This is a genomic window from Dolichospermum lemmermannii CS-548, from assembly GCF_028330815.1.
In the GTDB taxonomy this organism is placed as follows: Bacteria; Cyanobacteriota; Cyanobacteriia; order Cyanobacteriales; family Nostocaceae; genus Dolichospermum; species Dolichospermum lemmermannii.
In genome coordinates this window covers 1-20,226 of sequence record NZ_JAQMTJ010000105.1, presented here as the reverse complement: position 1 = coordinate 20,226, position 20,226 = coordinate 1, and the positions used below count along the sequence as shown (strand labels likewise).

Annotated in this window: 24 protein-coding genes and 1 pseudogene; 12 read left to right on the top strand and 13 right to left on the bottom strand. The window is 39.5% G+C overall.

The annotated features are described in order from the left end of the window. Window positions 1-868 precede the first annotated feature (868 nt). The 4 genes from PN450_RS07395 (at window position 869) to PN450_RS07380 (ending at window position 2,931) form a co-directional block, all read left to right on the top strand. On the top strand, window positions 869-1,126 hold the full coding sequence (locus PN450_RS07395) for a ribbon-helix-helix domain-containing protein (protein ID WP_015081052.1): 258 nt from the start codon (window positions 869-871) through the stop codon (window positions 1,124-1,126). Further along, window positions 1,116-1,547: a PIN domain-containing protein gene (locus tag PN450_RS07390; RefSeq protein WP_148764452.1), complete on the top strand. Its 432-nt coding sequence runs from the start codon at window positions 1,116-1,118 to the stop codon at window positions 1,545-1,547. The genes PN450_RS07395 and PN450_RS07390 overlap by 11 nt, the downstream gene beginning before the upstream one ends. A gap of 123 nt (window positions 1,548-1,670) precedes the next feature. Next, a complete protein-coding gene (locus PN450_RS07385) occupies window positions 1,671-2,582 on the top strand; it encodes a tetratricopeptide repeat protein (protein WP_148764454.1) in 912 nt (303 codons plus the stop codon). Window positions 2,583-2,697: 115 nt separating this feature from the next. Further along, window positions 2,698-2,931 carry a hypothetical protein gene (locus PN450_RS07380; RefSeq protein ID WP_148764456.1) on the top strand — a complete coding sequence of 78 codons (234 nt, stop codon included), beginning with the start codon at window positions 2,698-2,700 and terminating at the stop codon, window positions 2,929-2,931. 54 nt (window positions 2,932-2,985) lie between these two features. Here the strand turns inward: PN450_RS07380 and rpoD are convergent, their stop codons facing one another. Together rpoD and gyrB are read right to left on the bottom strand one after the other, a co-directional pair. Then, window positions 2,986-4,161 (bottom strand): RNA polymerase sigma factor RpoD, encoded by a 1,176-nt coding sequence (gene rpoD / locus PN450_RS07375; RefSeq protein ID WP_015081056.1) that lies wholly within the window; start codon window positions 4,159-4,161, stop codon window positions 2,986-2,988. A gap of 1,176 nt (window positions 4,162-5,337) precedes the next feature. After that, window positions 5,338-7,275 carry a DNA topoisomerase (ATP-hydrolyzing) subunit B gene (gene gyrB / locus PN450_RS07370; RefSeq protein WP_271835867.1) on the bottom strand — a complete coding sequence of 646 codons (1,938 nt, stop codon included), beginning with the start codon at window positions 7,273-7,275 and terminating at the stop codon, window positions 5,338-5,340. 200 nt (window positions 7,276-7,475) lie between these two features. On the opposite strand from gyrB, the gene miaA reads away from it, so the two are divergent. Beyond that, window positions 7,476-8,372, top strand: a complete 897-nt coding sequence (gene miaA / locus PN450_RS07365) for a tRNA (adenosine(37)-N6)-dimethylallyltransferase MiaA (RefSeq protein ID WP_271835866.1) — start codon at window positions 7,476-7,478, stop codon at window positions 8,370-8,372. A gap of 29 nt (window positions 8,373-8,401) precedes the next feature. Here the strand turns inward: miaA and PN450_RS07360 are convergent, their stop codons facing one another. The 8 genes and pseudogenes from PN450_RS07360 to rpmH all read right to left on the bottom strand — a co-directional run bounded on the left by PN450_RS07360 (window position 8,402) and on the right by rpmH (window position 12,874). Continuing rightward, window positions 8,402-8,803, bottom strand: coding sequence for a helix-turn-helix domain-containing protein (locus PN450_RS07360; RefSeq protein ID WP_015081060.1), 402 nt, complete (start codon window positions 8,801-8,803; stop codon window positions 8,402-8,404). Further along, window positions 8,787-8,978 (bottom strand): annotated as a pseudogene (locus PN450_RS07355) (type II toxin-antitoxin system HigB family toxin); the annotation flags it as partial. The pseudogene PN450_RS07355 and the gene PN450_RS07360, both read right to left, overlap by 17 nt. 486 nt (window positions 8,979-9,464) lie before the next feature. Further along, the gene (locus tag PN450_RS07350; protein ID WP_213714018.1) at window positions 9,465-9,968 is read right to left on the bottom strand and encodes a YceD family protein; all 504 of its coding nucleotides are present in this window, start codon (window positions 9,966-9,968) and stop codon (window positions 9,465-9,467) included. Window positions 9,969-10,054: 86 nt separating this feature from the next. Beyond that, window positions 10,055-10,570 carry a Jag family protein gene (locus PN450_RS07345; RefSeq protein WP_271835865.1) on the bottom strand — a complete coding sequence of 172 codons (516 nt, stop codon included), beginning with the start codon at window positions 10,568-10,570 and terminating at the stop codon, window positions 10,055-10,057. Window positions 10,571-10,572: 2 nt separating this feature from the next. Further along, window positions 10,573-11,718: a membrane protein insertase YidC gene (gene yidC / locus PN450_RS07340; protein ID WP_148764472.1), complete on the bottom strand. Its 1,146-nt coding sequence runs from the start codon at window positions 11,716-11,718 to the stop codon at window positions 10,573-10,575. A 231-nt stretch (window positions 11,719-11,949) separates the two neighbouring features. Then, window positions 11,950-12,336 carry a PH domain-containing protein gene (locus PN450_RS07335; protein ID WP_148764474.1) on the bottom strand — a complete coding sequence of 129 codons (387 nt, stop codon included), beginning with the start codon at window positions 12,334-12,336 and terminating at the stop codon, window positions 11,950-11,952. Further along, a complete protein-coding gene (rnpA, locus tag PN450_RS07330; RefSeq protein ID WP_148764476.1) occupies window positions 12,323-12,712 on the bottom strand; it encodes a ribonuclease P protein component in 390 nt (129 codons plus the stop codon). Before rnpA ends, PN450_RS07335 begins: the two co-directional genes overlap by 14 nt. A 27-nt stretch (window positions 12,713-12,739) precedes the next feature. Then, window positions 12,740-12,874 (bottom strand): 50S ribosomal protein L34, encoded by a 135-nt coding sequence (gene rpmH / locus PN450_RS07325; protein WP_015081067.1) that lies wholly within the window; start codon window positions 12,872-12,874, stop codon window positions 12,740-12,742. A 103-nt stretch (window positions 12,875-12,977) separates the two neighbouring features. Here rpmH and PN450_RS07320 point away from each other — a divergent pair, with 103 nt between their 5' ends. Continuing rightward, a complete protein-coding gene (locus PN450_RS07320) occupies window positions 12,978-13,118 on the top strand; it encodes a hypothetical protein (protein ID WP_271835864.1) in 141 nt (46 codons plus the stop codon). After that, on the top strand, window positions 13,066-13,266 hold the full coding sequence (locus PN450_RS07315; RefSeq protein WP_271835863.1) for a hypothetical protein: 201 nt from the start codon (window positions 13,066-13,068) through the stop codon (window positions 13,264-13,266). Before PN450_RS07320 ends, PN450_RS07315 begins: the two co-directional genes overlap by 53 nt. Here the strand turns inward: PN450_RS07315 and PN450_RS07310 are convergent. After that, window positions 13,225-13,737 (bottom strand): DUF2808 domain-containing protein, encoded by a 513-nt coding sequence (locus PN450_RS07310; RefSeq protein WP_148764479.1) that lies wholly within the window; start codon window positions 13,735-13,737, stop codon window positions 13,225-13,227. The two genes, PN450_RS07315 and PN450_RS07310, sit on opposite strands and share 42 nt — an antisense overlap. 563 nt (window positions 13,738-14,300) lie before the next feature. On the opposite strand from PN450_RS07310, the gene PN450_RS07305 reads away from it, so the two are divergent. The 5 genes from PN450_RS07305 to PN450_RS07285 all read left to right on the top strand — a co-directional run bounded on the left by PN450_RS07305 (window position 14,301) and on the right by PN450_RS07285 (window position 19,312). Next, the gene (locus PN450_RS07305) at window positions 14,301-15,455 is read left to right on the top strand and encodes a Re/Si-specific NAD(P)(+) transhydrogenase subunit alpha (protein WP_148764481.1); all 1,155 of its coding nucleotides are present in this window, start codon (window positions 14,301-14,303) and stop codon (window positions 15,453-15,455) included. 147 nt (window positions 15,456-15,602) lie between these two features. Then, entirely contained in the window at window positions 15,603-15,896 is a 294-nt protein-coding gene (locus PN450_RS07300; RefSeq protein WP_015081070.1) for an NAD(P) transhydrogenase subunit alpha part 2, read from the top strand. After that, entirely contained in the window at window positions 15,893-17,296 is a 1,404-nt protein-coding gene (locus PN450_RS07295; protein WP_271835862.1) for an NAD(P)(+) transhydrogenase (Re/Si-specific) subunit beta, read from the top strand. The genes PN450_RS07300 and PN450_RS07295 overlap by 4 nt, the downstream gene beginning before the upstream one ends. A gap of 251 nt (window positions 17,297-17,547) precedes the next feature. Beyond that, window positions 17,548-18,726, top strand: a complete 1,179-nt coding sequence (locus tag PN450_RS07290) for a GTPase (protein ID WP_174782915.1) — start codon at window positions 17,548-17,550, stop codon at window positions 18,724-18,726. Beyond that, on the top strand, window positions 18,719-19,312 hold the full coding sequence (locus tag PN450_RS07285) for a GTPase (protein ID WP_168653500.1): 594 nt from the start codon (window positions 18,719-18,721) through the stop codon (window positions 19,310-19,312). The genes PN450_RS07290 and PN450_RS07285 overlap by 8 nt, the downstream gene beginning before the upstream one ends. Here the strand turns inward: PN450_RS07285 and PN450_RS07280 are convergent. Then, the gene (locus PN450_RS07280; protein WP_168653499.1) at window positions 19,302-19,772 is read right to left on the bottom strand and encodes a type II toxin-antitoxin system VapC family toxin; all 471 of its coding nucleotides are present in this window, start codon (window positions 19,770-19,772) and stop codon (window positions 19,302-19,304) included. The two genes, PN450_RS07285 and PN450_RS07280, sit on opposite strands and share 11 nt — an antisense overlap. Continuing rightward, complete coding sequence (locus tag PN450_RS07275) at window positions 19,769-20,059, bottom strand: hypothetical protein (RefSeq protein ID WP_168653498.1); 291 nt, start codon at window positions 20,057-20,059, stop codon at window positions 19,769-19,771. The genes PN450_RS07280 and PN450_RS07275 overlap by 4 nt, the downstream gene beginning before the upstream one ends. Window positions 20,060-20,226: the final 167 nt, after the last annotated feature.

The window sequence follows — 20,226 nt, the reverse complement described above, 5'->3', positions numbered from 1 at the left end:
CTGAGATTCTACTGACAGAATTAGATTAAAGGTTTAGCCTAATCTAATCTCGCTGCGACCGTCAAACGCCGCCTAGACGCTCAATACAACCACCAATCAAGGTGTCGAAATTGCGCTTACTTTTATTGTTTTCAGTGTTTTCAGAGTCCATCACTAAGCCAAGATACGGTACGCTCCACAACCTGCCATTACTTGCTCTTTCTTGTCAATACTGCCGCTAGGACTTGAACCTAACCGTTGTTTCATAGGAGCCGGGATTTCTCCGTACTAGGATGTTTCAACACGTAGATGTTTATTGTTCTTACTCACGATTTCATTCTAGCATACCACAGGGATTAAAATCCCTCGTGTCGCTTCCCTCTGTTGGGAGCCAAGCCACGCTCGTTTCCCACTTACCGCGAGGTCTTATGAGAATTGCTATGAGACTCGTAAGCAGAGAAAATATAAAGCCCATAAAGTTTTTTGTATTGTGAGGAGTTTATATACACTTAACATACAAGTATAATAATGAGTTTAAGGTTTAGTTATCAATAAGTAATTTAAAAGGGTAACGTAAATAGACAACAGAAGGAAGAATTTACAGCATATTTCATCTGAGTTAGGTACAGAAATTAGGAGCTTAGTTTGCTTTTCCAGAAGTTTTTACAGATGATCTTCCAAGAGACTTCCAATTTAAAAAATATCCCAAAATTTCTTGTAGTGCGGGCATCTTGCCCGCTAATAATACAAGGACGGGCAAGATACCATTGGATCATTTTTTTGTGGAGTTCTCCAAGGGAAAAAACTAACACCTCAATTAACGAAGGCATCACAATTTTCCCATAAATAATGTATAATGTAATGTATACACTAAATATACTTCTAAATTGTGTCAACCAAAATTCGCAAGCAGATTTATATCCAACCACGTCAAGAACATCTACTCAAAGAGATTGCACAACAAACAGGTATAAGTGAAGCCGAGATTATCCGTCAAGCCATTGACCTTCATCTTGGTGAAATCACTGTCCCCCAAACCGATATCTCACTGTGGGAAGCCGAAAGAGAATTTATTGCACAAATCAAAACTCGACCTGTTCAAGCTGGAGGTAGAGACTGGAAGCGGGAAGACCTTTATGAACGGTAGAGTTTTTATTGATACTAATATTCTAGTGTACGTCTACGATCCATTAGATACCACAAAACAGGAACAAGCGATCGCAGTTGTTGATAGGTTAATTCGTTCGGGGAAAGCAGTAATTAGTACCCAGGTGATAGGGGAGTTTTTTATGGCTACAACCCGCACTAGACGCTCGCTTTTAACTCCTGCTGAGGCATTGGTGCGAATGCGTAACTACTTAGCTATTTGCCATATTGTTGATATGACAAAATTAATCTCCCTAGAAGCGATTCGTGGACTAGAAACCCATAACTTTAGTTTTTGGGACGCGCAAATTTGGGCAACAGCAAGACTCAATCAAATTGAAGAAATTTACAGTGAAGATTTTCCATCAGGTGCAACTGTTGAGGGTGTAAAGTTTACAAATCCTTTTAAACTGAATGATTAATTATCGAAAGTCCAAGTTTACCAGAACAACATTGATTTTTCCTGATCTTCCTTTGCGTCTTTGCTCCTTTGTGCCTACCCTGCGGGATCTCTAAGAGAGATTGCGCGAAACAAAACTAAACTTATGCAACTACCATTAATTAAATATCCCATCTTGGGGATAATCAATTTTTTATTATTAAGTATTAATATTCAACCCGTATTTTCCAATTCTCCCCCTACTCTAATACTGGCACAAAACTCAAATAGCAAAGCAGCTACAGAATCGTTAAATCAAGGACTACAAGCAATTCAACTAGGACAATTAGAAGCAGCAATTACCGCTTTTCGTCAAGCTATTAAACTAGATCCTAAATTAGCAGCAGCGCACTATAATTTGGGTTTAGCACTACGACAATCGGGACGGTTACAACCTGCGGCAGATGCTTTTTATCAAGCTACCCAAGCCGATTCTCAATTTGCTTTAGCTTTTGCAAATTTAGGTGCAGCATTATTAGAAGGAAATAATTTAAAATTGGCGCAAGATTATTTAAATCAGGCTTTGAAGTTAAATCCAAATCTGGGTTTTGCCCACTATAACATGGGGTTAGTTAAGGAACAGGAAAAAAATTGGGAAAGTGCGATCGCCTCTTTTCAAAAAGCCAGAACAATGAGTCAAAATGCTCCTGAACCAGCCTATCATTTAGGGATCTGTTATTTGCAACAAAGGAAAATTGAGCAAGCAAAAGCAGCTTTTAATCAAGCAATTAAAATCAATCCTAAATACGCAGAAGCACACTATAATCTTGGTTCAATTTTATTTAACCAGGGTAAATTAAGCGAAGCTTTAGCAGCTTTCAGAAAATCAGCCGCAGCTAACCCTAATTATGCTAATGCTTATTATGGTGCAGGGTTAGTTTTTATGCAATTAAAGCAGCATAAAGAAGCTGTGCAAGTCTTCCAATATTCTAAAGATTTATATAATATTCAAGGTAATTTGCAGTGGGTGAAAAATTCCCAGCAGTTATTACAAGAAGCGCGAAAATTAAATAAGTAGCGACATTTTGACAAAACGTCTCTACTCACAACAGAGGATTTTATCAGCTTTTAGACAGATGAATAAATCTCAGGGAATAAGTAGAAATTAATTAAATAACCAACAGAGTCGAAAAATGACTAAAACCAAAACTCAAGAACCCATTAGTAACTTAGAGTTTGATTTTATTAGTGTGCTGCATACTAAATCGGTAGCAGTTCAAGCTTATGAAAATTATATCAAAGATGCCAAGGAAGCTAATTCTCAACCCTGTGTAGAACTGTTCCAAAAATTACGGCAATCAGAAATTGAACAAGCACACGAAATTCGCCATCATCTGCAAGAAGTTATGCAGAAAGGGAAGATGTAATTAATGCTGGGGGCAGGTTTAAGAGGTTGATGATTTTAAACCCACCCCTAACAATTAACGAATATACTCTTTCAGTACACTATTCCGATTGGGATGGCGTAATTTACGGAGTGCTTTAGCTTCGATTTGGCGAATGCGTTCGCGGGTAACATTGAAAATCTGGCCGATTTCTTCCAGAGTTTTCATGCGACCATCATCTAAACCATAGCGAAGTCGGAGAACGTCTCTTTCACGGGGACTGAGACTATCTAGGACTTTTTCTAGGTCTTCCCGCAGCAGGTTCTTAGAAACTTGATCTTCTGGTGTTTCGCCATCAGATTCGATAAAATCACCTAAACGGGAATCTTCTTCTTTACCGATAGGTGTTTCTAAGGAAATTGGCAACTGGGCAGATTTGGCAATAAACCGCAGTTTCTCGATGGTCATTTCCATGCGAGTCGCAATTTCTTCTTCTGTGGGTTTGCGTCCCATTTCTTGGGAGAGGAGTTTGGTGGTTTTCTTAATCCGAGAAATGGTTTCGTAGAGATGAACTGGTAACCGGATAGTGCGGGACTGATCAGCGATCGCTCTTGTAATTGCTTGACGTATCCACCATGTAGCGTAGGTAGAAAACTTATAGCCTTTTTCGTGATCAAACTTTTCAGCGGCACGAATCAAACCCAAACTACCCTCTTGAATCAAGTCTTGGAAGGACAAGCCCCGATTCATGTATTTTTTGGCAATGGAAACTACAAGCCGCAGGTTAGATTGTACCATTTTGTCCTTCGCTCTGCGGCCAACGTGCAGCCGATAACGAAAGGTCGGTAATGGTAACGATACTTCTGCTGCCCATTCACTGTCTCTAGGATCGCGTTCTAGGCGTTCACAAAGCCTTTCCCTCGCTCGTTCTAGTTCCAGTAATTCAGCAATTTTCCGCGCTAATTCAATTTCTTCGTCTGCGCGTAACAAACGAATCCGCCCAATTTCTTGCAAATACAAACGAATGGAATCTTCGGTGTAGTGCTTTTTCTTGGCAATTGGTGTCCGACGACGCGATTTAGCGGCTTTTCCAGACTTTGCGTCGTCCTCATCAGACTGAGGCTCTAAAAAATCATCAATTTCGCCGTCATCAGTCAGCAATAAGTCCTCTTGTTCTTCTATTAAGAGTGCTTGTAATTCGATCTCAGGCGGATTTATCATTTCTAGGTCAGGCTGATAAATATTATCGAGTACGTTGTTAGCCTGGTTCATGCCGCGTTCCTCATGCTCCTTGCAGAATCAGTTACTCAAGACATTTTGATTACTTTTGGCATTAAGTAATCTCTAAAACCGAAAATTAGGGTTTGGCTGATTACCCTCAAAATATTTTCGGTGATTTTTTTCCTGTTTTATGCAGGATGGTTTAGTAAAAGTGGCAAATATCACTTTTTAGTGAATTGCTCGCTTTTTAAATTGTCATTCTTGGTAATTCCCCATGTCACTTTTGATTGAGTAAATCTATAGCCTAGATCCATTTTTTTTCAAAAAGTTTCCTGATGGAGATACAAGTATATGACATTTGGCAAATTTAACTGTAAATACTGTTCCGATTGTAGCCTGTTTCACAAAAATTGCCCTCTTTTTGTGCATTATCTATGAACTCATTTACTAAGATTAAGCCACCTTTATCAAAAAGACATTAAAAATGGTGGTGATACCATTAAATCTTGTTGAAAACTTTTTGGTTTGACAGTGGCATTCTCATTAAATTAAAAGGTAGGCACACTTTTATAAAACTTACACAAATTGTTCCCAACTGCACAAATAGTATTTATGTTCTGTTGTAACTTCACCCGAGGACGGGTAATTGTTTACAGAAATTAGTTCTGGTTGAACTAATTGGACATATTCACTTTGGCGCTAGTGATTGGTTTTTGTTTCCAGGAACTAACCCTTGTATATGCTATACCAAGAACCTGAACTAAGGAGTTAAAGTTATGGCATATTTTTAGCTGGGTAAAAGATGAATTGAGAGAAATCTCAATTTAGCCTTATTCACACATTAGCGCAGAGTTGAGATTTCTACCCTGTGCAACTTGACAAACTGTTCCTATTGTATACAACGATATTTTAATCAGGTGATAAATAATATTGTTGCTAAAGTTACCTAATGATCTGTTTAGGTAATTTTACGTATGTCAACTGTGATTTTGAATACTTCTGATTTTAAGAAAGCGGCTGTCATCTGGTTATGAAAAGTTTTGTGTATGCTTACCAATCTTTGCTTTGTAGATAATATCTAGTTGCGCTTTCTAAGCATAGCAAATGCTTTCCCTATTTGTGGAGAAAATTTGTGATTTTTAGCGAAAAAGTTATGGGAACAGGGAACAGGGAACAGGGAACGGGGGAGGTAGAAACTTAATTACCAATTCCCCATTACCCATTACCTTAGATATCTAAATCTGTCATATTCAGTTTAGAACCATAAGTTTCAATGAATTCCCGTCTTGGTGCGACGCGATCGCCCATTAAGATGGTAAAAATCCGATCAGCTTCGGCTGCGTCTTCAATTTCCACTCGTTTGAGGGTACGGGTTTCTGGATTCATGGTGGTTGTCCAGAGTTGTTCTGGCATCATTTCTCCCAAACCTTTAAAACGTTGAATGGTATAGTTAGCATTGCTGGGAAGAGTACCTAGATGCTGTTGCAATTCCCGTTCGCTGTAACAATACTGATAATTTTTTCCTCGTTCTACTTTGTACAGTGGAGGACAAGCAATATAGATGAAACCTTGTTCAATCAATGCCCGTTGATAACGATAGAAGAAAGTCAACAACAACGTGCGGATGTGCGCTCCATCTACGTCAGCATCGGTCATCAAGACTATGTGATGATATCGTAATTGTCCAGCATTGAATTCTTCACCTTTGACACCTAAACCAAGTGCTGTAATTAACGATTGAATTTCGTTATTTTTATAGATTTTAGAGTCGTCGGTTTTTTCGATGTTGAGGATTTTACCACGTAAAGGGAGAATTGCTTGGGTTCGGCGATCGCGTCCTTGCTTTGCGCTTCCACCCGCTGAATCGCCTTCCACGATGTATATTTCAGACTCAGCAGGGTCACGAGAGCTACAATCTGCTAATTTACCCGGAAGAGGAGAAGATTCTAATACTGATTTCCGCCGGACTAATTCCCGTGCATGACGGGCAGCTTCAGCAGCTTTAAACGCTTGGATAGCTTTATCTAAAATAGCATCAGCGATCGCCGGATGGAAGTCCAAATACTCTGTAAGAACTTCACCCACAAAAGAATCAACAATCCCGCGAACCTCTGTATTTCCCAGTTTAGTTTTAGTTTGTCCTTCAAATTCAGGATCAGGGACTTTAACAGAAATTACAGCCGTTAAACCTTCACGGACGTGTTCACCACTGAGGTTAGATTCACCTTCTTTAATTTTATTCCGTTTACGAGCGGTGGCATTTAATGTCCGAGTTAAAACTGCCTTTAAACCTTCTAAGTGTGTACCACCATCAATAGTCCGAATATTATTAGCAAAACCGAGAACATTATCTGTATAAGCATCAGTACACCACTGTAAAGAAACTTCTACCTGGACGTTATTCCGTTCCCCTTGGACATAGATAATTTCTTCATGAAGTGGTTGCTTTTCACGATTCATGTAGGCGATATATTCTTTAATACCGCCTTTATATTCGTAAGTTTCTATTCTCGGTGTGTCGCTTTTCAGGATTTCTAAACGATGATCCGTAAAAATAATTCTGACACCTGCATTCAAATACGCCAACTCGCGCAAACGACCTGATAAAGTAATGTAATCAAATTCTATGCTGGTGGTAAAAATTTGTGTATCTGGCTTGAAGGTAATAGAAGTACCCGTTCTATCTTCTTTATAAGGCGTTGCGACCAATTCCGTAACGGCGAAACTGCGTTCATATCGCTGGTTATGTACCTTGTGATCACGCCAAACCGTAACTTCTACAAACTCAGATAGGGCGTTAACAACCGAAATCCCCACCCCGTGTAAACCACCGGAAACTTTGTAGCCACCACCACCAAATTTACCACCAGCGTGGAGAACAGTTAACACTGTTTCTAAAGCTGATTTCCCGGTTTTTGGGTGGATATCTACGGGAATACCCCGACCATCATCTGTTACTGTCACAGAACCATCAGCATTGATATCCACTTCAACATGGGTACAGTGACCAGCTAAAGCTTCATCAACAGAGTTGTCCACTACCTCGTAAACTAAATGGTGGAGTCCTCGCGGACCTGTAGTACCAATGTACATCCCTGGTCGTTTGCGGACGGCTTCCAGACCTTCCAGAACTTGAATCTGATCGGCACTGTAACTGCTCGTCATGAAAATTCTCCTGATGCTTGGGGTTAATATCGCCAAAAGGCGAAAAAAGTTAAATCACCCCAATAGTATATCACAAAAGCCTTCCTGCCGTCTGTAGCGCAATTTAATGAGAAGTTTATATAGGGATTATCACCCTTTATCAATTAAAATTACTTTTTTAATTTTTAATTTGTTAATTTTTAATTGGAGCAAAGCGACTAATGACTAAATTAATTGTAATTTGTGGGGCAACAGCGACGGGTAAATCTGGTTTAGCTTTGAGTTTAGCGAGGAGATTAAATACTGTAATTCTTAGTGCGGATTCTCGTCAAGTGTATCGTGAGTTTGATATTGGTACAGCTAAACCAAATGTGATTGAACAAAAATCAGTTCCCCATTATTTGATAGATATCTGTGAACCAACTGAAATAATGACATTAGCAGATTATCAGGAACAAGCACAAGCTTTAATTGCTAGTTTGGGAGTTGAAACACTGTTGTTAGTGGGTGGAACTGGTTTATATATTCGTTCCATTGTGCAAGGAATGAAGATTCCCAGAGTTGCACCACAGCCAGAATTGCGATCGCAATTAGAATCCCTTGGGCAAATTCAACTTTACCAGATATTGGGACAAGTTGATGCGATCGCTGCTCAAAAAATTCATGCTAACGATTTGGTGCGAACTTTAAGAGCTTTGGAGGTTTACTATACAACTGGTATTCCCATTTCTGAGCAGCAAGGAGAAAATCCTCCGAATTATCCAATTTTGCAAATTTGTTTAGATTCTGATGCCGAACATTTAGATGTGAGAATTCGCAACCGGACTGAGCAAATGATAGCTGATGGTTTAGTTGGTGAAGTTGAATATCTTTGTCAAAAATATGGTACTGATTTATCTTTATTAAATACATTAGGATATCAAGAAATCAAGCAATATTTAACTGGTGAAATTTCTTTAGATGAAGCTAAAGAATTAATTGTTTTACATACCAGACAATTCGCCAAACGTCAACGAACTTGGTTTAGACAATCTCCTAATCTTGAATATGTTGACATGAATAATCCTGATTTATTAGAAACTGTTTGGAGACGAATAAATAGATCCCCGACTTCTTGAAGAAGTCGGGGATCTGGTAAAACCGAACTCTAAATAAATAAACTAGGAGAAACCTTAAAATATTCTCCCAAGGCTTTAGCTTGTGCTTTACTAATTGAACGTTTACCGTTGACAACCTCTGAAACTACACCGCTACTAGAACCAAGAATACGTACTAAGTCAGCTTGACGAATTCCGCTAGATTCCATGATATGTAGCAATATATCATGAGGTGTAGATTCATCCATTGGATAATTTTCTTCCTCATAATCTTCAATTAGTTTGACTAGCAATTTATCTAAAACTCGCTCCTCTGGAGTAAGATTCTTTTTAAAAGTTAGAAATTCTGCAACTTTTAAAAGCCGTTCATACTCTGCCTCTGTTTCAATTACTTGAGGAGCGATTTCTGCTAGTAATTGACTATAAGTTTTATCGTCAAAAGTAATGGTCATTTTTCCATTTATCTTTATTGTATTCCGCGTGAGTTAGCAAGTATTTGTAGTGAACCTTTTTTGTTTCATAATTAATCCCGACAATTAAACGATAATCATTACCTTTAATATTAAAAACAGTAAAATTACCAACAGCTTCAGCATCTCGGTAAGTTTTTTGAACATCATTGGTGTTAAATCAGGCTACAGATGGCTTATTTGTTTAGCTGACAAACCCGCCAGGGAATAAATTCCCTGTCTCATAGCTCAAGTCCGTTAAAACGGACTAATAAATTTTCCCAGTGTTTAGGGACTTCCAAGAAATAAAATCCCCAAAAATTTCTTGTGGTGCGGGACGAAAAGCCCGCTAATCATCAAGGACGGGCAGGATGCCCATCCCACAAAATTGTGTAATTTATTTTTTGGTGTTCCCTTAGTCATCTTTAGATGACTTTAGCTATTAGACTGGGAATTCATTCCCTGGCGGGAAGGGGTTTTACGTTAAGTTGACACTTGAGACTGGGTATTTCATGATCTGTAAAAATCCATTTCCCAACCCTGTTTAGTATCTGTAATTAAAAACTCCACAAAGATAAACAATCCTTGAGGAGCTTGAGAGAGTATTAAGAGCTTTTACCGAGCCATAAAGAATTAAGCCATAACACACCAAATAGTAAATTTACTAATTATCTGGGAGTTGCTTTTTCAACGCATCTAATAAAGCCCAACGGCTATCCGTAGGTGGTTCAGAAACAGCAGCATCCAAAATACCTGGACAATTAACATTGCATAATTGACGCTGAGGTAATGCTAAACACATCTGCTGATAGAGCCATTCACCGGGATCAAAATGACCATCAGGTGCTAAAGTTTCCAGTAAATCTTCGACAGCAACTTCCATTTCTAAAGGCAAATCTTCCGTTTGATTAGCGGTTTCGTCTAACCAAATGACTTCCTGAGTATTCAGAACCAAACGATGGTTATACTGCTGCAAACAGCGGTTGCAGGTACAGGTAACAATTGTTTCTGCCTGAGATGAAACTTCTAGATAATTACCCTGATGTTTAACCTGGATAACTCCGCGAACTGGTGTCAATGTTTCTAGTCCAGGCAGAAACTCTTGAACTTGAATTTCCTCTGTCCGCTCCGGGGCTTTAGTTAGCTGCGGAATAAAAATAGCGTCCATAGGATTTGTGAAATACCCTTAAAATTGAGCATGGGTAATGGGTAAATGGTGATTGATAAAATCATCACCTATTCCCTATTCCCTAATTATGGTGTAACTGCCTGACGAACAACTAAATAACGATAAGGTTCTTTACCACGACTGAAGGTTTCTAAATCAGAAAATTCCTGCAATAACGTGTGGATTTGACGACGTTCTGAAGAACTAAGAGATTGAAGTTCTACCTCTCTGCCCGAAAAGCGAACTTCTGCGGCAGCATTTTCTGCTAAAGTGCGGATTTCGGCTTCTCGTCTCACCCGATAACCACTCAATTCAACCGTGTAAGCCGTTTGATTGTCTTCTGGTTGGTTTAAGTTGAGAACGGAATTTGCTAGATACTGAATTCCGTCTAGCACCGAACCACCAGCACCAATTAAAATCCTAATTTGTTCTGATGTTAAATTAGTTTGATCTATTGTCAACCAGTAGCTTGCTCCTGCTGGGACATCTTGCTCAGAAGATGGGGTAGTTTCTAAATTAGCCCGTACTTGGGTAGATACACCAGTCAGAAGTAGCAAATTCTGTAACCATTGTTCACTACTTTGCATAGAAATGTCGCTCATAATCAACCATTAGCCTTTTTCTTAGAACTTTTGGGTTCAAATGGCAACGCTTTTACTTCGATAGTTTGGGCTTCTTTCTCTTGTAAATCTACGATTTTTTGAATTTCTTCTGGTAGAGGTTCACGGGAGAGAATATAGGTTTGGACGGTTTGGAAAACGTTACCAATTACCATATACATGAGAACTCCAGCCGGTAGGGGAAAGAATAAAAACATCCCAGAAAAGATGACAGGGGTAATTTTATTTACTGTATCTTGCTGAGGGTTGCCACCGCTGGAATTTTGTCCAGACAGCATTTGGCTCACATAAAGGCTGATACCAAAGAAGACAATCATCCCCACAATATCCCAGTGGACTGTGTTATCGGCATCAATAGCTCCGACTCGACCCAAAGCATCAATAAAGAGAAATCCTTTCTCTGCTGCTAGTCCGGGAATTGTGCCTTGAATGGTCACGTCTCCGGGTTCTAGAGCCTCTATATTGCCTTGGGCATCAATTTTAACCCTTTCTTCACCTTTAGTGATTTTCCAGTCAGGTGTCAACTTAGTTTCTGGGTGTTCTGCTAAGAGCAAATCAAATGGTTTCCCTTCCACGGTTTGATATTGAATCTTAGTCTTTTCTCCCACTGTTAACTTATTACCGCCTGGTAAGATGGCAGAAATGGGAGTATGTTCTCCATCAGCAATATAAATATTTTGCGGAGAAGTGGCAAAGGCTTGGGGTTGAATGCGCTCAATTTGTTCTTGAGGGAAGATTTGCAGATTAACGGAATAGTTAACGCCGGAAAAAGGCGACCCCCGCAAAGTGGCAAACAGTGCTAGTAATACTGGCATCTGCAAAAGTAGAGGGAGACATCCTGCTAAGGGATTACCAAATTCATTTTGGACCTTGAGCATTTCCTCTTGTTGCTTTTGCTGATCGTCTTTATAGCGTTCTTTGATTTCTGCCATGCGCTTTTGCATCAGCGGTTGCACGACTTTCATCCGTCGCATACTACGGATAGAACCGGCACTCAGGGGATAGAGTGCAAAGCGGATAATCAATGTTAAAGCTACTATCGCCAACCCATAGCTAGGGACAAAACCATAGAAAAGGTCTATGATTGGCAACATCACGTTGTTCGAGAGAAACCCGATACCAAAATCCATTATTCTGAATTCAACCTGCGGTACTTTGACACTCCCACCCCGGTGAGGAATGGGATGCTTAGTTGAGCCTATCCTCTGACTAGAGGGGGTTCTCTCCCAAGCTTTTGCTCTATATTGTAGAGGTTTTTGTTAAGCATTGCTGTGACTATCCACAAGCTACGCCAGCGAGGGAAGCTACGGATAGCCGCACATTATCTAAAAATCTGAATGTTGCCGCTCTGGACAAATGACTTATTTAGAACTGCTATATTGGGGATTTTTAGCAGCAACTTTTTCGTTAATGTAGTCATAGACTTCCCGAAAGTTAGGAACAGCCCGCATTTCTATGAGAGTACCATTTTTGAGAGTGATTGCCATATCTCCCCATAGGCCGATGGCACGGGGAACTTTGACAACTTTTACCACTTCTGAATAAATTACATCAAAGCGATCGCGTCCCATCCAACCGCCAGTTACACATATCCTTCGATCTGTGATCCGGAAGCGCAGCCATATAGCCCTGACTATTGCCCCCACAGCTAAGGGGATACCCACCACTGTCAGTCCAATCAGCAGATTGAGAATTAAATCCCCAATGTGGGGACCACCCTCATAAAAAACTTCTTCACGAATGCCCATTTAATACCTCAGTTTGTGCCAACAACTGCTCTAATTCTTGCAGAAATTTCTGAGTTTCGCACTCAGATTTTGTTGTTGTTGGTTTCACAATTAATACTAGCCGCCATCCTGGGAGTAATTTAGGCAATAGTTGATGTAATGCTGCTGTTATTTGCCTTTTGATTTTGTTGCGAACAACGGCGCGTTTACTGACTTTTGTACTAATGGCAATACCAATTTTTGTGCTAGGGGGGGCAGTATCCAAAGAAGGTTCTGTCAAAAGAGTAGGTTTTAAAGCTCTCAAAGTGAAATGAGAACTATGTCGCCGAATTCCTTCCCGGAAAACTGCCTGAAAATCCTGACGGGATTTGAGACGATATGCTTTGGGCAAAGCCACAACAGTTATTAATTGCTGAATTTTACCCTAAACACTCAAACGATGCCGTCCTTTTTTTCTTCTAGCACTAATCACGTTTCTGCCGTCTGGTGTCCGCATTCTGGCGCGAAATCCAGATGTTCTTTTTCTCTTACGGCAAGTGCCGCCCAGGGTTCTTTGCATACTGTTCTCCTTTTAGGCGATTTTCATAAAAAGTCACAATCTGATATTTTACCACTTTACAGGCAATAAAAACATATTTCTGGATGGAGTTGTCAGTTGTTCGTTGTCAGTAGGGGCGAAGCATTTGGAAGATAAATTATCGGTCATTGCCAAAAATAGTTCTCCAAATGCTTCGCCCGTACAGTTGTCAGTTGTTCGTTGTCCGTTGTCCGTTGTCAGTAGGGGCGAAGCATTTGGAAGATAAATTATCGGTCATTGCCAAAAATAGTTCTCCAAATGCTTCGCCCGTACAGTTGTCAGTTGTCCGTTGTCCGTTGTTCGTTGTCCGTTGTCCGTTGTCCGTTCCCTTTTTAAGTAATACTGATAATCCATGTACCAATATAACGCAGTAATGGTACATCACCAGGGGAAAGAACTTGACATCTGAAATAATAAACTCCCCCGAAGGACGGATTTTCAACGTTGGAGAAGACTAACTCCACTTTTTGACCAGCGGGAACTGGTTCTTGGGGAAATATTTGAATCACCCCACCTGCCTTATCCCATTTGACTTCAGACAGGGCAACTTTTTTACCTTTAACTAGAACCTCAACACTTTTGGTATCAAAACTTCCCTTGTAATAATCAGGATAGGTAATGGCAAATTGAGCTACTGCCAGTTTCATTTTTTGGGCTGGAAGTCTTAGTATATAACGATCAGTGCTATTGGTTTGTCCGCCAAAATCTAACCGGTAGGGCAGTTGATTATCAGCTTTGACACCGCTAAAAAGTGTCAAACCGGGTAAGCTTTGCGCCCAAGTTGTAGCGGAAAAACTTGTTAATAAACAGCTAGTAACAGCTAAGGCAGAAAGTAAGCGTTTCATAAATTAGGTTTCCGCTAGTGGATAGTTTTTAACTAAGCGTTAGTATTTGTAACTAAACTTTACTACTATATGCTTGACAATAGACGTTAGTTAAAGGTAAAAGTGCCATTCTTGTGAAAAGTTCCATCTATAAAGCAAAATTACTGTTATTTAGCATTTAGTGTAAACATTCTTAATTTTATTATCTAAAAGAATAATTTTTGTTGCTAATTATGAATACTCAGATATATCACAAATGATTAAAAATTCCATAATGAATCAAAAAAAAGAGTGCGAATTTTCCAAAATATAAAATAATCTAAAGAACAATATCCAAAATGTGGAAATCGGCAGAGGATGTGCGATAACTAATTCTACTTATAGCTGTTTTGTAAGGATGATATCTGCATACTGTCAAGTTGAGGTTGTGACTAGATAAGGAAGATAGCAAAAGCAAAATTTGGAAATTCTATCTACAAAGGTAATTCATGGTTAATCATCCCATCAGCTTAATGATACTAATTTGACACAAGAAGTATTAAAAGTTAACGGGTGATGTTAAGTATTTATATCCAGGAGATTGCATGAAAATAGCAGTTGCGAAAGAAATAGAAGTTTGTGAACGGCGTGTAGCTTTAATTCCTGACACCGTAGCTAAATTAGTCAAACAAGGTTTAGAAGTTTGGGTAGAAGCTGGTGCGGGAGAAAAAGCATTTTTCAGTGATGCTGACTATGAAGCCGCAGGGGCAAAAATTAGCCATGATTCTGCTCAATTATGGAGTGAAGCAGATATTTTACTCAAAGTTAGCCCACCCCAAACCAGAGAAGATGGCCGGACAGAAATTGAATTACTTAAATCAGGTTCTGTATTAATTAGCTTCCTAAATCCCCTAGGAAATCCCGTAATTGCCCAACAATTGGCAAATCGGCAAATTACAGCCTTGAGTATGGAATTAATCCCCCGTACCACCAGAGCGCAAAGCATGGATGCCTTGTCTTCCCAGGCTTCACTGGCGGGCTATAAAGCCGTATTGATTGCGGCGGCGGCATTACCGAAATATTTCCCCATGTTAACCACCGCTGCGGGGACAATTGCTCCCGCCAAAGTATTTATTATGGGTGCAGGTGTGGCAGGATTGCAAGCGATCGCCACCGCAAGACGACTAGGAGCAGTAGTAGAAGCCTTTGACATCCGCCCAGCCGTTAAAGAAGAAGTCCAAAGCTTAGGGGCGAAATTCGTCGAAGTCAAACTCGAAGAAGAAACCGTCGCAGCCGGTGGTTACGCCAAAGAAATTTCCGAAGACAGTAAAAAGCGTACCCAAGAACTAGTAGCCAGCCACGTCAAAAACTCCGATATTGTCATTACCACCGCCCAAGTACCAGGAAGACAAGCCCCCAGACTGGTGACAGAGGAAATGGTGGCACAAATGAAACCCGGTTCAGTAATTGTGGATTTAGCCGCAGAACAGGGTGGAAACTGCGCTTGTACAGAAGCAGGTAAAGATATTGTTTGGAACGGTGTCACAATTATTGGACCAATTAATTTACCTTCGTCTATGCCAGTACACGCCAGCCAACTGTATGCAAAGAACGTTACTTCACTAATGCAACTGTTGATTAAAAACAAAGCCTTAGAAATCAACTTTGATGACGACATAGTTGCTGCTGCTTGTGTTACTCATGGTGGAGAAATTAGAAACCAACGAGTAAAGGACGCTTTGCAAGCGGTAGCTGTTTAGTTGAAATGAATAAATTTCACGGAATAACGAACCGCAGAGGCGCAGAGTTCGCAGAGAAATGAGTTCTTGAGGGATATTTTCCATGATTGTTGTAAATCTTCTCTCTGCGCCTCTGCGTGAGCTAAAAATCCAAAATCCAAAATTAACATGACACAAGCATTACTTCCGGCTCTATTTGTACTCGTCTTAGCCTCTTTTATCGGCTTTGAAGTGATTAACAAAATTCCCCCCACGTTACACACTCCGTTAATGTCCGGTTCAAACGCCATTTCCGGGATTTCCGTAATTGGTGCAATTCTGGCTGCTGGGGAGAAAAACACGAATTTATCAGTCATTCTCGGTTTAATTGCCGTAATTTTGGCAATGGTTAACGTTGTCGGCGGTTTTTTAGTCACTGACAGAATGCTACAAATGTTTAAAAAGAAGGAAGTTAAAGCATGAGCGACTTTTTACCAACTGGGATTCAGCTAACTTACTTAGTCGCTGCATCATTATTTATCCTGGGTTTGAAAAAACTCGGTTCTCCCGCTAGTGCTAGAAATGGTAATCTTGTCGCTGCGGTGGGAATGCTATTAGCTATTGTCGCCACAATGCTAGATCAGCACGTATTAAATTACGAGATGATTTTGATAGGTTTGGCTATTGGTTCGGTAATTGGCGCTGTTATTGCTTACAAAGTGCAAATGACAGAAATGCCGCAGATGGTGGGTTTACTAAATGGTTTAGGTGGAGCATCTTCCGCATTAATTGCCGTTGCTGAATTTTGGCGGTTATTAGATAGTTCTCAACCTATCCCCCTCGATGTCAACATATCTATGTTATTGGATGTGTTAATTGGTGGTGTGACTTTAACGGGTAGTTTTCTCGCTTTTGCCAAATTGCAAGGTTTAATTAGCGGTACACCGATTACCTTTCCTTTGCAGCAACCTTTTAACATCCTGCTTTTGGGTTCTTATTTAGCTGGAAGTGCCTATTTAATCATGACACCAGATAGCCTCCCCGTATTTTTAGCTGTGGTGGCTGTTTCTTTGGTGTTGGGTGTGATGTTCGTCCTCCCCATTGGTGGCGGTGATATGCCCGTTGTCATTTCGCTGTTAAACTCCCTCTCCGGTGTGGCTGCGGCTGCGGCTGGGTTTGTGGTGATGAACAATATGTTAATCATCGCCGGTGCTTTGGTGGGGGCTTCTGGTCTTATCCTGACGGAAATTATGTGTAAGGCTATGAACCGTTCTTTGTTCAGTGTCTTATTTAGTGCTTTTGGTTCTGTCTCTACTTCTAGTGGTGGTGCGGCTGCTGGTGCTAGTGATCAACCTGTTCGCAGTATTGATGCGGAAGAAGGGGCGATGATGTTGGGTTATGCCCGTTCTGTGGTGATTGTCCCAGGATACGGTATGGCGGTTGCTCAAGCACAGCATAGCGTCCGGGAGTTGGCTGATCAATTAGAGCGCATGGGTGTGGATGTGAAATATGCGATACATCCGGTGGCGGGGAGGATGCCGGGACACATGAATGTATTATTGGCGGAGGCTAATGTTGCTTATACGCAGTTGTATGATATGGAGGATATTAATCCCCAGTTTGAACAGGCTGATGTGGCGTTGGTGATTGGTGCTAATGATGTGGTCAATCCAGCGGCGCGTAGTGATAAGAATAGTCCTATTTATGGGATGCCGATTTTGGAGGTTGATCGCGCAAAGCAAACTATTGTGATTAAGCGCGGTATGAGTGCTGGTTTTGCTGGTGTTGATAATGAGTTGTTTTATAAGGCTAAAACGACTATGTTGTTTGGTAGTGCTAAGGATATGGTGGCTAAGTTGGTGAGTGAAGTGAAGCAGCTTTAGGTTAGTTTTAGGGGTGTAGTTTGTTGCTATACCCCTTTTTTCTCTCGCAGAGACGCAGAGGCGCGGAGAGGTTTGTTTCGCGCAAAGTCGCTAAGGAGCAAAGGCGCGAAGAAAAGAGAGAGTTAAGAGAGTTGACTATTTTTAGGGCAAGTTTTTTATACGCTATCCCGGAATATTAAGTAATATTTGCCAGATTTTGCAATAATAAAAATTATAAGGTTACACCTACCCTTTAATTAATTTTCAGGAATTTGGAATTTGGCTTTATGGATGAAGTTATAAGAAAAGTAGCTGCTTTAGGATTACCCGCAGTAATATTTACAGTTGTCATGGCTACTACAGGGTTAACTGGTGCAGCGGCCATCACAACAGCTTTAGCAATTCTTGGTGGACCGGCTGGTATGCTTGGAGGGATTCTTGCATTAGGAACATCTGGAATACTTGCGGATTATCTGGCCAAATTTGGCATTGAAATTGCTTTGATGCGTATATATGAAATTCGCAGTGAAAAGGAAAATGTCGAAAACCTTTGTCAGGAAATTGATAATCTGCCATATATTAGCAATGAGTTAAAATCAAAGGTAAAAACATTTATTGATAAACAGATTATCTTTGTTTTAGTAGGTCGCACGGGAGTAGGAAAGTCTAGCACTGTCAATTCTTTATTAGATTGTGAAATTGCTAAAACTGGCAAATATGAACCCACTACAAATTCGGTAGACACTTATGAACATCAATTAAATGGCGTAAATTGCATCATAGTAGATACTCCTGGTCTTCGTGATGATGAAGAAGCTGGTAATGACCAAAAATACTTGAAGGAAATGAAACCAAAAATCCAAAAAATGGTTTCAATGTGGTTTGTCAGTAGGCTAGATGATACTAGAGTGACAAGTGATGAAAAACAAGTTATTAAAGGTCTTTCAAAAGCATTTGGTAAGAAAGTTTGGGAATGCTCCGTAATTGTTTTTACATTTGCTAATTCTGTTACTGCCTCAGAATATGAGGAAACTTTCAAGATAAGAACAGAATTAATACGCAAAGAAATAGCTAAGTATGTAGGAGAAGATACAGCTAATCAAATTCCATCTATAGCCGTAGATAACCTAAGTGAAACAACACCAGATGGCAAAAAATGGCTGGGAGAATTTTTTACAAGAGTTTTTGTCAGAGCATCTGAATCCGGTTCTTTAGCATTTGCAGCAGCTATGAAAGATAGTGTATCTTCATCATCGGGTAAACCACGAATTGAACTAGATGAAAATCAAAAAGAAGAGGTTAAAAATAAGATTAATAAAGGTCTTATTGGAGGGCTTGCGTCTGGTGGAACAGCGGTAGGTTTATTTCTTGGTCCTGGTGGTGCAATAGTTGGAGGTTTACTGGGTACTGTAGTAGGTTTGTGGTTAGAGTTAGATCGTAGAAATGCGTAATTTTTTAATTGTTGGACGTACTGGAGTTGGTAAATCAAGCTTTATTAACTCAATTTTAGGCAAACCTGTTGCGGAAACGTCAAAATACGAAGCTTGTACCAAAATAATCAGGTATTATGATCATACTAGCCATTTAGGTGATATTTGCCTGATTGACACACCAGGACTAGCAGAAGATGATCTAGAGTGCGACAAACAATATTTAGATTTGATAATCAATAATGTTGATTTAAAAACAATCAACACATTAATTTATGTTTCTCGCTTAGATGAAACAAGATTCCGTCCAGAAGAAAAAACGACAATAAGCTTGTTGACAGAAAAATTAGGAGCGTTTATTTGGAATAATGCTTGGCTAGTTTTCACATTTGCAGGATCAGTTCCTAATGAAAACCGTGATATAGTTTCAAAAAATAGGAAATTACAAATTGAAGAGTTTGTCAAAGCTATTACATTGGAATATAATCTAAATCCTTCATTTCAAGGATTTCAGGTGAAGTTAAGAGTTGATAATAGTTCAAAAAACTGGGCTTCAAAAAGTATTCCTATAATGTCTATTTTAGCTGAAAATAATATTAAAGATTGATATTTTTACCAGGAAACCTTGGAATTTCATACGGAGAAACAATTACAATTTCAGTAAATCGTTTAAAATCTTCAACATTAAATGTTAATAAATGTGTAATATTGTGAGTTAACATAGCTGCTACTAAACGTGTATCATGTACCTGTTTTCCCATAACTTGGTATTTAATAACTAGAGATTCCCATTCTGTAAAAATTTGATGTGTGTCACGATATACCAAAAATATATTTTTGATATTTTCAGTTTCTTCTACTATTTGATTAATAGATAAACCTAAACCGTTTTTATCAATAGGTCGTGTAGCAACAGCCCAAAACTCGATCAGATTTTGTGGAGTAATAGATAAGAATTTACCTTGTCTTTTGAGCATAAAAATTGCATTTGTAGTGTCAAGGTGCATTGGACTGTTCTTTTGTACTAAGCGCAGCAAAATATTGGTATCTACTAAATAATATTTCATAACATTTCATCTTCTCTAGTATAAATACTATCCCGACTAATAGCTACATCTGAAAGTGGTGGTGCTAAAGCAAAAGCAGGACTATTGATTAAATTCATTAGTGCTGTTTCCCAATCTTCCTCAGTTGTTACTTGAGAAAAAGATTTTTCCTCTTGATTTTTTAAACTATCTTCAATCAAAGATTCAAGATAAGATTCAATTGATAAACCTTGTTTAGTAGCTTGGGTAATCAGACGAGCTTCTATTTCTGGTTTCAATTGTAGCTGTATAGTTTTATATTGTTTCACATTCTTAGATTCTAGTTAATTAATATCAAGTAAAACTTATGATTAACTTGATCTATTAAAAGTATATCAGATTTAAACACCGAAGGTATCGCTGTTTGGGGAGTTGAGGGGTGTGATCGCTTTTTGGGAGTGAGGGGTGCGATCGCTTTTGGGAAGTTGAGGGGATG

Bases quoted from the DNA above. Each gene is read 5' to 3' on its own strand.
- PN450_RS07390 (WP_148764452.1), top strand. From the start codon at position 1,116: ATGAACGGTAGAGTTTTTATTGATACTAATATTCTAGTGTACGTCTAC.
- PN450_RS07385 (WP_148764454.1), top strand. From the start codon at position 1,671: ATGCAACTACCATTAATTAAATATCCCATCTTGGGGATAATCAATTTT.
- PN450_RS07380 (WP_148764456.1), top strand. From the start codon at position 2,698: ATGACTAAAACCAAAACTCAAGAACCCATTAGTAACTTAGAGTTTGAT.
- rpoD (WP_015081056.1), bottom strand. From the start codon at position 4,161: ATGAACCAGGCTAACAACGTACTCGATAATATTTATCAGCCTGACCTA.
- gyrB (WP_271835867.1), bottom strand. From the start codon at position 7,275: ATGACGAGCAGTTACAGTGCCGATCAGATTCAAGTTCTGGAAGGTCTG.
- miaA (WP_271835866.1), top strand. From the start codon at position 7,476: ATGACTAAATTAATTGTAATTTGTGGGGCAACAGCGACGGGTAAATCT.
- PN450_RS07360 (WP_015081060.1), bottom strand. From the start codon at position 8,803: ATGACCATTACTTTTGACGATAAAACTTATAGTCAATTACTAGCAGAA.
- PN450_RS07350 (WP_213714018.1), bottom strand. From the start codon at position 9,968: ATGGACGCTATTTTTATTCCGCAGCTAACTAAAGCCCCGGAGCGGACA.
- PN450_RS07345 (WP_271835865.1), bottom strand. From the start codon at position 10,570: ATGAGCGACATTTCTATGCAAAGTAGTGAACAATGGTTACAGAATTTG.
- yidC (WP_148764472.1), bottom strand. From the start codon at position 11,718: ATGGATTTTGGTATCGGGTTTCTCTCGAACAACGTGATGTTGCCAATC.
- PN450_RS07335 (WP_148764474.1), bottom strand. From the start codon at position 12,336: ATGGGCATTCGTGAAGAAGTTTTTTATGAGGGTGGTCCCCACATTGGG.
- rpmH (WP_015081067.1), bottom strand. From the start codon at position 12,874: ATGCAAAGAACCCTGGGCGGCACTTGCCGTAAGAGAAAAAGAACATCT.
- PN450_RS07310 (WP_148764479.1), bottom strand. From the start codon at position 13,737: ATGAAACGCTTACTTTCTGCCTTAGCTGTTACTAGCTGTTTATTAACA.
- PN450_RS07305 (WP_148764481.1), top strand. From the start codon at position 14,301: ATGAAAATAGCAGTTGCGAAAGAAATAGAAGTTTGTGAACGGCGTGTA.
- PN450_RS07300 (WP_015081070.1), top strand. From the start codon at position 15,603: ATGACACAAGCATTACTTCCGGCTCTATTTGTACTCGTCTTAGCCTCT.
- PN450_RS07295 (WP_271835862.1), top strand. From the start codon at position 15,893: ATGAGCGACTTTTTACCAACTGGGATTCAGCTAACTTACTTAGTCGCT.
- PN450_RS07285 (WP_168653500.1), top strand. From the start codon at position 18,719: ATGCGTAATTTTTTAATTGTTGGACGTACTGGAGTTGGTAAATCAAGC.
- PN450_RS07280 (WP_168653499.1), bottom strand. From the start codon at position 19,772: ATGAAATATTATTTAGTAGATACCAATATTTTGCTGCGCTTAGTACAA.